This window comes from Salinibacterium sp. SWN248 (assembly GCF_015864575.1).
GTDB lineage: Bacteria > Actinomycetota > Actinomycetes > Actinomycetales > Microbacteriaceae > Rhodoglobus.
This window is the reverse complement of the sequence record NZ_JADYWW010000002.1, coordinates 353,218-365,200: the sequence shown is the minus strand read 5'-3', so window position 1 is coordinate 365,200 and position 11,983 is coordinate 353,218. Positions and strand designations below refer to the sequence as shown.

Below are 11,983 nucleotides of genomic sequence, written 5' to 3'. Positions count from 1 at the left end.
ATGGATATTCGCGCTCTCGGCCGCACCGGCCGCTCTGTTTCCGCAATCGGTCTTGGCACCTGGCAGCTTGGTGCCGACTGGGGCGACGTGAGCGAGGCGGATGCTCGCAGCGTGCTCGACACCGCAGCGGATGGCGGAGTCACCTTCTTCGACACCGCCGATGTCTATGGTGATGGTCGCAGCGAAAAGTTCATTGGTAGCTACCTCGCCGACCGCCCCGGCCTCGACATTACCGTCGCGACCAAGATGGGGCGCCGCGAAGCACAAGACCCCAGCAACTTCACCCTCGCAAAGTTCCGCGAATGGACCGACCGATCGCGCCGCAACCTCGGCGTCGACACCCTCGATCTCGTGCAACTGCACTGCCCTCCCACCGCGGTCTTCAGCATGGGTGCTGTCTTTGACGACCTCGACACCCTCGTTGCCGACGGTGCGATTGCGGCCTATGGCGTGAGCGTTGAGACCGCGGATGAGGCGCTCGCCGCGATTGCCCGACCCAACGTTGCGAGCGTGCAAATTATCCTCAACGCCTTCCGCCTCAAGCCGCTGGATGCCGTACTTCCGGCCGCTCTCGACGCCGGTGTTGGAATCATCGCCCGCGTTCCGCTGGCCTCCGGTCTGCTCAGTGGCAAGTACCGCGTCGACACGACCTTCGCGGAGAACGACCACCGCACCTACAACCGCAACGGCGAAGCGTTTGATGTGGGCGAGACCTTCTCGGGCGTCGATTTCGAGACCGGCGTTGCTGCAGCGGGGGAGTTTGCGGCGCTGCTCGCTGCCGAGCCCGCTGTTGCTGACTTCTCGACCCCGCAGGTTGCTCTGGCGTGGGTGGCTCAGCAGCCCGGCGTCAGTTCGGTGATTCCTGGTGCCCGCAACGTTGCTCAGGCTCAGTCCAATGCGGGTGCTGGCGAAGTGCCGGAGCTGAGCGAGGGCTTCATGGCCGGGGTGCGCGACATTTACGACCGCCACTTCCGTGCGGCCGTGCATCCGCGCTGGTAGCACGAGCAGGAACGTGCTTCGTGCCTCAAGCGCGAACGCTTAGCGTGACCGCCTGACGCGGTACCTATTGGCGCAGGGTGCTGATCGGTTCGGTGTCGGGGATGGGGCTCGCGTCTTTGCCGCGCAGGTCGGGGTGCCAACCGCGGAGTAGTGCGGGGACGAGTGCTCCCAGTGCGGCGATGACGGTTGCCGCCCAGAACCCGCCGATGGGCCCGTGAAGGTCGATCAGGAATCCGGCGATTGCTGAGCCGAGCGCTGCGCCAATGAGCTGACCAGTGCCGACCCAGCCGTAGGCTTCGGCGGTATCGCTGAACTTTACGCTGGCGGAAACGATGGCGAAAATGACAGCGAATGCCGGCGCGATGCCGACACCAGCGATGAGCAGCATGGCGGCGAGCCACCAGAAGTCGAGGTAGATCATCGCCAAGGCCATGCCGACGAAAACGATGAACATGCGACGGGCGAGTGCCCATGGTCCGATGGGCAAATGGCCCAAGAACAGGCCGCCAAGGAGTGAACCAATCGCCCAGATGCCGAGCACGAAGCCTGCTTGAGGGCCGTCATGACCGAACACTGAAACGACGGATGCTTCGACTGCTGACGCCGCGCCGACGAGCAGGAACCCGGTGATCGTTGCCAGCAGGACGGGGCGGCGGCGAAGTACGGTGCCGAATGAACGTTTGCTGCGCGGGATGCGCACCTGGCCGACTTCGGGGCTGGCAATGAACCAGGCTCCGCCCCCGATGAGAAACGCGCCAGCAACCACAATGGCCGTGGTGGTCGATATCTGGATCGCGAGGAAAGTAGCAACTACAGGGCCGGCAACCCAGATGATTTCTTGGGCGGAGGCATCAAGAGAGAACAGTGGGGTGAGCTGTTTCGAGTTCACCATTTTGGGGTAGATCGTGCGCACCGCAGGCTGCACGGGCGGGTTGCTGAGTCCCGCGATGAGCCCGACGACCATGAACATGCCGACGCTCAGCGGAGCGAGTGCGATGGTGAAGATTGCGGTCGCTGAAATGATGAGGGTGAGGATGAGCACTTTGCGCATGCCCCAAATGCCCATCCAGCGGCTCGTGAGGGGCCCGGCGACACCTTGCCCGATGCTCGTTGCGGCGAGTACGAGGCCGGCAGCACCGTAGGAATTGTGGATCTGCTCGACGTGAAGAAGGATCGCCAACGAGAGCATGCCGCCGGGCAGTCGCGCGGTGAGCTGGGCGGCAATGATTCTGGCGATGCCCGGAGTTTTCAACAGGTCGATGTATGCGTTCACAAGGACTCCAGCTTAGCTGGCCAAATGGCCCGGATTTCAGCGGGTTTTCGGGTGTCAGTGGTTATCCCTAGGCTGTGGAAAACTCCGCGAAGTTATCCACACCTGTGGAGGACACGCCCACTACATCTAGGGTTGGCGACAGGTGGCACCCACGATATATAGTGGTGAGACCGCTTGGCCGGGGGTCGCGGTTTTCGAGGTTTTATGGGGATTTTAGGGAGTTTTCGTGGCAATTACAGTCGTCAAGCGCAACGGTCAGCGAGAGCCGTATGACGCCAACAAGATCAACCTCGCAATTGAAGATGCCGCCACTGGTCTCGACGACAACATCACGTGGGTAACCCAGATCGCTTCCGAGCTCGAACTGACGCTGTTTGACGGCATCACGACGCAGCAGCTCGACGAAGCTGTTATCCAAGTAGCGCTCCAAAACGTTAAAGACGACCCGGCCTTCGACACCGTTGCAGCCCGTCTTCTCCTCAAGACCATCTACAAGCGCGTTCTCGGTGACTACACCGACGCAGCTGACCTCAAGCGCCTGCACAAAGAGCACTTCGGCCCCAACGTCATACGTGGCGTCGAAGAGGGATTGCTCGACCCGCGCCTCACGACCATGTTCGACTTGGATGCTCTTGCCGAGCACCTTGAGCCCGCTCACGACGAGCTGCTCAAGTACATCGGTGTTGTTACCCTCAACAACCGCTACGGCATCAAGGGTCGCAACGGCGACGCTCTTGAGGTTCCGCAGTACTTCTGGATGCGCATCGCGATGGGCCTCTCGCTCAACGAAGCGAACCCGAATGAGGCTGCCCTCAAGTTCTACGAAAAGATGTCGAGCCTCGAATACTTGGCTGCCGGCTCCACTCTCGTGAACGCGGGAACGATCTACCCGCAGCTCGCCAACTGCTTCGTCATGGAAATGCAAGACGACATGGAGCACATCGCCAAGACGACGCGCGATGTCATGTGGCTCACCAAGGGCACCGGCGGAATTGGCCTCTCGGTCACCAAGCTTCGCGCTCAGGGTTCGCCCATCCGCTCCAACAACACCACCTCAACCGGTCCCATCCCGTTCATGCACACGATCGACTCGATCCTGCGTGCGGTCAGCCGCGGTGGCAAGAAGTTCGGCGCCCTCTGCTTCTACATGGAGAACTGGCACATGGACTTCCCAGAGTTCCTCGAACTCCGCAGCAACTCTGGTGACCCCTACCGTCGCACCCGCACCGCCAACACGGCCGTGTGGATCAGCGACGAGTTCATGAAGCGCGTTCAGAACGACGACTCCTGGTATCTCTTCGACCCGCTCGAAGTCACTGACCTCAACGAGCTGTACGGCCAGGCATTCTCCACGCGCTACAACGAATATGTTGCGATGGCGGATGCCGGCGAAATGCACATGTTCAAGAAGATCGGTGCTCGCGAGCAGTTCAAGTCGATCCTTATTTCTTTGCAAACCTCCAGCCACCCGTGGCTGACCTTCAAAGACACGATCAACAACCGTGCGCTCAACAACAACACGGGCACGATCCACCTCTCCAACCTGTGCACCGAGATCACGCTTCCGCAAGACGAAGACAACGTCTCCGTCTGCAACCTCGCATCGATCAACCTGTCGCGTCACCTCCTGCCGGAAGGCGGAGTGGACTTCGTGAAGATCGCCGAGAGCGCTCGATTGGCTGTGCGCCAGCTCGACAACCTCATCGACATCACTCGCTCCAGCGTGAAAGAAGCAGACTTCTCCAACGAGCAGAACCGTGCGGTTGGTCTCGGCGTGATGGGCTTCACCGACATCATCGAGAAGCTCGGCTACAGCTACGAGAGCGAAGAGGCCTACGACCTCATCGACGAAATCATGGAGCACGTTTCTTACGCTGCGATCGACGCCAGCACCGAGCTCGCTAAGGAGCGTGGCTCGTACACGAACTTCGAAGGCAGCCGCTGGTCGGAGGGCCTCGTGCCGCTCGACTCCATCGCGCTCACGGAAGAAGACCGTGGCATGGAGATCAAGGTCAACCGCAAGACACGCCTCGACTGGGATGCCATGCGCGAGAAGGTCAAGGGCGGAATGCGTAACGCAACGCTCATGGCGATCGCACCCACCGCATCCATTGGTCTCGTTGCGGGCACCACGCCCGGCCTCGACCCGCAGTTCTCGCAGATCTTCAGCCGCTCAACCTCGAACGGCAAGTTCCTCGAAGTGAACCGCAACCTTGTTGCGACTCTTCAGGAGCACGGACTGTGGGAAAAGAACCGCGAAGCCATCCTGCGCAGCCAGGGTGACATCCAGAACGTTGCCGGCATCCCCGACGACATCAAGGCCGTATTCAAGACGAGCTTCCAGCTCTCGCCGTATGCGTTCCTTGAGGTTGCCGCTCGTGCCCAGAAGTGGATTGACCAGGCGATCAGCCGCAACATGTACCTCGAGACGCGTGACCTCGGAGACATGATGGACATCTACTTCGACGCCTGGTCGCGCGGCGTCAAGACCACCTATTACCTCCACATGAAGCCCCGCCACCAGGCAGAGCAGTCGACCGTCAAGGTCAACAAGTCCGAGGAGATCTCGTCGACTAAGGCTGCCGCGTCTGAGACCGGAGCAACAGCAGCATCATCAACCCCCGCACGCCGAGGCTTCGGCGGGTTCGCAAAGAAGGCAGAAGCATAATGAACCGCGAAAACACCACAGACGACTACTTCGTTCCCGTCGATCCCATGGACGACCTGCAGTGCGATAGCTGCCAGTAATGGGAATTCTAGGAACGGGCCTCCAAGACGGCCTCCTGCTGAAGCCGATCAAGTACCAGTGGGCAATGGACCTGTACGACCAGGCCGTCGCCAACACGTGGTTCCCTAACGAGATCCAGCTGGGCGAAGACATCGCCGACTTCAAGAAGATGACTGATGAAGAGCGTCACGCAGTGACGTTCCTCATGAGCTACTTCAACCCGAATGAGCTGCTCGTCAATAAGGCACTCGCTTTCGGCGTGTACCCCTACGTTTCTGCCGCAGAATGCTCGCTGTACCTCGCGAAGCAGATGTGGGAAGAAGCTAACCACTGCATGAGCTTCGAGTACGTTCTCGAAACCTTCCCCATCGACCGTGAAGCGGCCTACAACTCTCACGTTGATGTGCCGTCGATGGCGCGCAAGGAAGAGTTTGAGATGAAGTACATCCGTCGCATGACGGAGCAAACTCTCGACATCAACACCATCGAGGGCAAGCAGGACTTCATCCGTAACCTCGTTGCCTACAACGTGGTACTCGAAGGCATCTGGTTCTACTCGGGCTTCATGGTTGCTTTGTCGTTCCGCCAGCGCAACCTGCTGCGCAACTTCGGTTCGCTCATGGACTGGGTTGTTCGCGACGAGAGCCTGCACCTCAAGTTTGGTATCAACCTGATTCTCACGGTGCTCGAAGAGAACCCCGAGATTCAGACCGAAGAGTTCGCTGACGAAATTCGCCAGATGATCTTGGACGCTGTGGAGATGGAAGAGGCCTACAACCACGACCTGCTCCCCGGCGGCATCCTCGGACTCAACGCCAACTACATCAACCAGTACGTCAAGTACCTGGCTGACCGTCGTTTGGAAGAGCTCGGATTCGAGGCGCACTACAAGGTCTCGAACCCGGCCAAGTGGATGGCGACAGCCAATGACACTCTTGAGCTCGTGAACTTCTTTGAGTCGACCAATACCTCGTACGAGGCCAACGCGTCGGCAACCACCAAAGCTAAAGTCGAGTGAGCCTGACCGTTGCGCGGGTCGGTTGGTTAGACCCGCGAGCGGTCGAGCAGCGAGCGGCGATGGATGAAGAGACGGGCGCGATCTATGCCGGCCGTCAGGCTGATCTTGACGATGCCGGACGCACCGCAGTGAGAGCTGCGTTGACGGTCTCGCCCGATGACATCAGCCACACGCTGTTGGTGCTCGACGGAGACACAGTGATTGGGCATGCGGCCCTTCGTCCCTTTGATCAATCGCTTGAAGTGAAAAAGGTCTTCGTCGACTCTCGTCACCGTGGCAAAGGCGCAGCGCGTCTGCTGATGCTCGAGCTAGAAGCAGTTGCTCGCGAAGCGAATGCACGCTCACTGATTCTGCAGACGGGCAACTTGCAGACGCCCGCAATGGCGCTCTACGAGAGCCTTGGTTATGAACGCATCGATGTGTTCGGCGGCTACGCAGCGATCCCTTTCAGCGTCTGTTATGAGAAGTCTTTATAGTCCGTTCAGCTTCGCCGTCTAAGCTGCACCGGATGGGGGATACCCCTCATCGACCTAACCCGGAACAATTGCACTGTGAGTATTTTTCGGCGGCGCCCGCGCCTTAACTTGGGCAAGTTTAAGGCGCCCGAGCCTGTCGAAGAGGCACCCATCGAACGGGTCGTCGAAGAGGGCGTGCTGATCGCGCGTAATGCCGTGCGCATGGCCGTCAAAAACCGCATTATTGTGGATGCCGCCCGTGACCACCTCGACTACGACGACGGTGCGTTAGCTGGCTTGGTGCACGTCGAATTCGACCACCTCGCCGAGCAGACGGAACCCCTGCTTCGTGGTTCGCACACTGATCGCAACCGCGCCGTGCAGGCGGGGCTCGCTGAGGGGCTGCGCCAAGCATCCATGAATGGCGAACTCATTTCGGCCATCATCGATGAGGCGCGCGAACTAGCGTGGAGCGAGATTGGCACGGCGATCATCGCGAAGCTGCGCGATTCGTATATTCCGACCGCTGATCCGCAGTATCTGAAAGACCGCGATACGCGACTGCGTGAGCTGCGCACCATCAACTTGGCCGAGCTCGAAGCTGCGGCGCAGGGCGAGTACTAAGCCCCGCATTCGTGCTCCGGGGTTGCCGCTGAGCCGTGTATCCGCTGAATATTCGTCACTGCTCTCTTGGCGCCGCAACTACACGGCGCAAGTGAGCGTAATATTGCGCGCACCCGGGGGTAGGCTTCCAGCGTCGATGATTCAGCGGCGCACCCGTCAGGGGCGACGCCTTATCGCCGGCACCAGCTTTCATCGGGATAAAGAAAAAGGTTGCACCATGAAAATCACCTACGCGCTGCCAGCATTGGCCGTCGTCACCGTTCTCGCACTGTCGGGATGTGTTGATAACAGCACCGACACCGACACCGGTACCACCGGCGGCAGCACTGTTGAGGTCGGCATTGACGAAGCAGCTGTTGCCCTCTTGCCCGACGACATCAAAGAGGCCGGCGTTCTCGTAATCGGTATCGACCCGACCTACGCCCCCAACGAGTACAAGGATGACGCGGGTAACCCCATCGGATGGGAAGTTGACCTCGGCGACGCCATGGCTGCCAAGCTCGGTCTCGACACCCAGTACCAGCCCTCCAGCTTCGACAAGATCATCCCCAGCGTCACCGGCGGCAGCTACGACATCGGGCTTTCCTCCTTCACCGACAACGAAGAGCGCGAGAAGGTCGTCGACTTCGTCAACTACTACGAGGCTGGAATCCAGTGGGCCCAGCTCATCGGCGTCGACGTTGACCCCGCCAACGCCTGTGGCCTGACCGTTGCAGTGCAGACCGCAACGTACGAAGAGACTGATGAGCTTCCCGCCAAGTCGCAGGAGTGCACGGATGCTGGCAACGAGCCCATCGACATCCTCAAGTTCGACACTCAAGACGAAGCGACTAACGCTCTCGCTCTGGGCCGTGCGGACGCGATGAGCGCTGACTCGCCCATCACGCAGTACGCGGTGAGCCAGGTTGACGACAAGATCGAACTCGCGGGCGACTCGTTCGACACCGCGCCGTACGGCATCGCCGTGCAGAAGGATTCAGAGCTCTCCGCGGCCCTTCAGGCTGCACTTCAGTCGATGATCGATGACGGAACCTACAAGACGATCCTCGAAGACTGGGGCGTCTTCAGCGGTGCTGTCTCGTCGATCTCCATCAACGCGGCGACCACCAGCTAGGTATTGGCTGTGTCAGACTCTGGCCGTTCGGCGACACCGTTAAGCGTGTCGCCGAACGGCGCTGACCAAGCGGAGGCAATCAAAGCGATTCGCCTTCGCCACCCGTGGCGAAATGTTGTCGCGGTCATCCTTGTCGCGATGCTCATTCTCTTCGTCGTCGATGCGTCGCAGCGCGAGGCCTATGGCTGGGAGAACTTCGGCAAATACATCTTCGATAAGCGCATCTCTCAGGCCGCCGGTTACACCATTCTGTTGACGGTCTACTCGATGATCATCGCGATCATCCTTGGTGTGACTCTCGCAGTGATGCGGCTTTCTGACAACCCTGTCGTCAAGGGCATTGCGTGGTTGTACCTCTGGGTTTTCCGTGGAACTCCTGTCTACGTGCAGCTCGTGTTCTGGGGTCTTTTCGCCACGATCTACTCAACGATCGACGTGGGCATCCCCTTCACGGAGCCGTGGCTCTCCCTGGAAACCAACGACCTCATCAGCGTGTTTTGGCTTGCCGTGATTGGTCTCGCGCTCAACGAGTCCGCCTACATGGCCGAGATTGTGCGTGCCGGAATCCTTTCGGTCGATAAGGGACAAGACGAAGCAGCAACTGCCCTCGGAATGTCGTGGCTGCAAACAATGACGCGCGTCGTCATCCCGCAGGCAATGCGCATCATCATCCCGCCGACCGGCAACGAAGTCATTTCGATGCTGAAGACCACCTCCCTGGTCACTGCCATTCCGTTCAGTCTGGAACTCTACGGACGCTCGCGCGACATCTCCGTGGTGATCTTCGACCCGATCCCGCTGCTGCTCGTTGCTTCTGCTTGGTACCTGCTGTTCACCTCGATTCTGATGGTGGGCCAGTACTTCCTCGAGAAGCGCTTCTCGCGCGGTGTTGGTCAAGCGCGCCCCGAAAAGGCGGGCACCGAGACCGGAGCGATCACGCTGAAGACGGGTGCGATTGTGGCTCCGGGTGAGGCATCCGATTCCAGTACGGATCCGTCAGGAAAGGAGCACCGATGACGAACGCAACGACAAGCGGCGCACCGATGGTGCATGCCGACCGCGTCTCGAAGAGTTTCGGTTCTAACGAAGTCTTGAAGAGCATTTCGTTGTCGGTGCCGCAGGGCGAAGTGATGTGCCTTGTTGGCCCGAGTGGTTCCGGCAAATCGACGTTCCTGCGCTGCATCAATCATCTAGAAAATGTGGATGCTGGCCGGCTCAGCGTCGACGGAGTTCTCGTCGGATATGAAGAACGCGGCGACAAACTCTACGAGCTGAAGCCACGCGAAGCCGCCCGCCAGCGCCGCGATATCGGCATGGTGTTTCAGCGCTTCAATCTCTTCCCGCACATGACAGCGCTGGAGAACATTATTGAGGCGCCCATCCGCGTCAACAGGGTGAAGAAAGACGCCGCGATGGCGAAGGGCCGCGAACTGCTGGCTCAGGTTGGACTGGCCGAGAAAGAGGACGCCTATCCCGCTCACCTTTCCGGTGGTCAGCAGCAGCGAGTGGCCATTGCGCGCGCTCTCGCCATGGAGCCCAAGCTCATGCTCTTCGATGAGCCCACCTCGGCGCTCGACCCGGAACTCGTGGGTGAAGTGCTCGACGTCATGAAGGGTCTCGCCGAATCCGGCATGACCATGATTGTGGTCACGCACGAGATGGGGTTCGCGCGCGAAGTCGCCGACCAGCTCGTGTTCATGGATGGCGGTGTTGTCGTCGAGTCGGGCGATCCCGATGAGGTACTCGGCAACCCGCAGCACGAACGAACGAGGGCCTTCCTCTCGAAGGTGCTCTGAGCGCGGCTCGCTCGGTTCCTTTGGCTCGCTTGCGGGCGTCGGTCGATCCGGATGCTGCTGCTAACGCGGCTGCATCCGGATTGCGCCGTCAAGGCGAATGACCTCGCCATTGAGCATGGGGTTCTCCACGATGTGCTGCACGAGCGCGGCATATTCGTCGGGCCGTCCGAGTCGTGACGGATGCGGCACTTGAGCGCCGAGAGAATCCTGCGCCTCCTGCGGCAGGCCTGCCATCATCGGCGTCTCGAAGATGCCCGGAGCGATCGTCATGACGCGCAGCAAGCTCGCCGCGAACTCGCGGGCGAGCGGCAGGGTCATTCCGGCAACGCCCGCCTTGGATGCGGCGTAGGCGGGCTGACCAATCTGCCCATCAAAGGCGGCGACGGATGCCGTGTTCACGATCACGCCACGCTCGCCGTCGATGGGTTCGGTTTCGACCATCGCGGCCGCCGCCAGGCGGATGACATTGAATGTTCCCGTGAGGTTGATGCCGATCACGGTTTCAAAGGTTTCGAGCGGCAGCACTCCCTTGCGACCGAGCGTCTTGCCCGGGGTCGCAACGCCGGCGCAGTTCACGACGATGCGCAGTGGTCCGGTTGAGGAGGCGAGTGCGACGGCAGCCTGAACATCCACCTCTGAGCGAACGTCGGTGGGCGCGAACTGGAAGCCATATTCGGCGGCGATCTCGATTCCACGGGAGCTGGGCAGGTCGGCGATGGTGACCTTCGCCCCCTGCGCGGCGAGAGCGCGGGCGGTAGCAAGACCGAGTCCGCTTGCGCCACCGGTGATGAGTGCTGCGGCATCCTGAATCTTCAATTAGAGCCTTTCGATGAGGGTTGCGTTGGCCATGCCGCCGCCTTCGCACATGACCTGGAGGCCATAGCGACCGCCGGTGCTGTCGAGCTGGTTGACGAGGGTGGTGAGCAGGCGCGTACCCGAGGAACCGAGCGCGTGACCGAGGGCAATGGCACCGCCACGCGGGTTCACAATCGTGGGGTCGACGGGGAACTCTTGCAGCCAGGCGAGCGCGACCGAGGCGAACGCTTCGTTGACTTCGATGCTGTCGAGCTGATCGAGACGGATGCCGCTGCGCTCCAACACGCGGTGGGTTGCGGGGATGATCCCGGTCAGCATTTCAATCGGGTCGGAGCCGACAACCGCAAAGGAGTGGAACCGTGCGAGTGGCCGGAGCCCCAAAGCGGCAGCGCGCTCTTCGCTCATGATGAGCACCGCCGAAGCGCCGTCGGTGAGCGGTGAAGAGTTGCCCGCGGTGACCCGCCACTGAATCTCGGGAAAACGGGCGGCAATCTCGGCATCGTAGAAGGCCGGACCGAGGCCGGAGAGACCTTCTGCCGTAGTGCCGGGTCGAATCGTTTCATCGTGGTTGAACTCGCCAATGGGCAGAATTTCGTTGCTGAAATCGGCGGCGGAAGCACGCGCGTGGGAGAGCGCGGCGAAAACATCGAGGTCGTCGCGGTCGAGCCCCCAGCGTGCCGCAATGAGTTCGGCGGAGATGCCCTGATTCACGAGGCCTGCGGGGTAGCGGTCGTTGAGCAACGAACTCGTGGTGCCGTAGCCGAGAGTAGCTTGGCCGATGGGGTGGGAACTCATCAGTTCGATTCCGCACGCGATGACGACGTCATTCACGCCAGCCATAATCGACTGCGCAGCAAAGTGAGCGGCCTGCTGGCTCGAGCCACACTGACGATCGATTGTGGTGCCCGGTACCGTCTCGGGAAGCCCCGCTGCGAGCACTGCGTTGCGGGCGATGTTGACCGCCTGCATACCGGATTGGGTGACACACCCCGCCATCACATCATCGATGGTGGTGGGGTCGAGATCATGGCGGTCGACGAGGCTGCGCAACACAACAGCGAGAAGATCCACCGGATGCTCGCCAGAGAGCGCTCCGCCCGGTTTTCCCCGGCCCGAAGGCGTACGAATTGCGTCAACAATGACTGCCGTTGTCATGGTTC

At 60.7% G+C, this 11,983-nt stretch carries 11 protein-coding genes; 8 read left to right on the top strand and 3 right to left on the bottom strand.

The window, feature by feature from the left end; translation table 11 throughout:
• Window positions 1–999, top strand: a complete 999-nt coding sequence (locus I6E73_RS11615; RefSeq protein ID WP_197125758.1) for an aldo/keto reductase — start codon at window positions 1–3, stop codon at window positions 997–999.
• A 64-nt stretch (window positions 1,000–1,063) separates the two neighbouring features.
• Here the strand turns inward: I6E73_RS11615 and I6E73_RS11610 are convergent, their stop codons facing one another.
• Window positions 1,064–2,272, bottom strand: a complete 1,209-nt coding sequence (locus tag I6E73_RS11610; protein ID WP_197107709.1) for an MFS transporter — start codon at window positions 2,270–2,272, stop codon at window positions 1,064–1,066.
• Between the two features lie 226 nt (window positions 2,273–2,498).
• On the opposite strand from I6E73_RS11610, the gene I6E73_RS11605 reads away from it, so the two are divergent.
• The 7 genes from I6E73_RS11605 to I6E73_RS11575 all read left to right on the top strand — a co-directional run bounded on the left by I6E73_RS11605 (window position 2,499) and on the right by I6E73_RS11575 (window position 10,007).
• The gene (locus I6E73_RS11605; protein WP_197107707.1) at window positions 2,499–4,940 is read left to right on the top strand and encodes a ribonucleoside-diphosphate reductase subunit alpha; all 2,442 of its coding nucleotides are present in this window, start codon (window positions 2,499–2,501) and stop codon (window positions 4,938–4,940) included.
• A gap of 79 nt (window positions 4,941–5,019) precedes the next feature.
• A complete protein-coding gene (locus I6E73_RS11600; protein ID WP_197107705.1) occupies window positions 5,020–6,018 on the top strand; it encodes a ribonucleotide-diphosphate reductase subunit beta in 999 nt (332 codons plus the stop codon).
• A 59-nt stretch (window positions 6,019–6,077) separates the two neighbouring features.
• Window positions 6,078–6,494 (top strand): GNAT family N-acetyltransferase, encoded by a 417-nt coding sequence (locus I6E73_RS11595; protein ID WP_231600905.1) that lies wholly within the window; start codon window positions 6,078–6,080, stop codon window positions 6,492–6,494.
• A gap of 75 nt (window positions 6,495–6,569) precedes the next feature.
• Window positions 6,570–7,097, top strand: coding sequence for a hypothetical protein (locus I6E73_RS11590; RefSeq protein WP_307784301.1), 528 nt, complete (start codon window positions 6,570–6,572; stop codon window positions 7,095–7,097).
• Between the two features lie 217 nt (window positions 7,098–7,314).
• On the top strand, window positions 7,315–8,211 hold the full coding sequence (locus tag I6E73_RS11585) for an ABC transporter substrate-binding protein (protein WP_197125754.1): 897 nt from the start codon (window positions 7,315–7,317) through the stop codon (window positions 8,209–8,211).
• A 9-nt stretch (window positions 8,212–8,220) separates the two neighbouring features.
• Window positions 8,221–9,228 carry an amino acid ABC transporter permease gene (locus tag I6E73_RS11580; RefSeq protein ID WP_197125752.1) on the top strand — a complete coding sequence of 336 codons (1,008 nt, stop codon included), beginning with the start codon at window positions 8,221–8,223 and terminating at the stop codon, window positions 9,226–9,228.
• A 26-nt stretch (window positions 9,229–9,254) separates the two neighbouring features.
• Complete coding sequence (locus tag I6E73_RS11575) at window positions 9,255–10,007, top strand: amino acid ABC transporter ATP-binding protein (protein ID WP_197126313.1); 753 nt, start codon at window positions 9,255–9,257, stop codon at window positions 10,005–10,007.
• A 60-nt stretch (window positions 10,008–10,067) separates the two neighbouring features.
• Here the strand turns inward: I6E73_RS11575 and I6E73_RS11570 are convergent, their stop codons facing one another.
• Together I6E73_RS11570 and I6E73_RS11565 are read right to left on the bottom strand one after the other, a co-directional pair.
• Entirely contained in the window at window positions 10,068–10,823 is a 756-nt protein-coding gene (locus tag I6E73_RS11570) for a 3-hydroxyacyl-CoA dehydrogenase (RefSeq protein WP_197125750.1), read from the bottom strand.
• Window positions 10,824–11,978, bottom strand: a complete 1,155-nt coding sequence (locus I6E73_RS11565; RefSeq protein ID WP_197125748.1) for a thiolase family protein — start codon at window positions 11,976–11,978, stop codon at window positions 10,824–10,826.
• Between the last annotated feature and the right edge of the window lie 5 nt (window positions 11,979–11,983).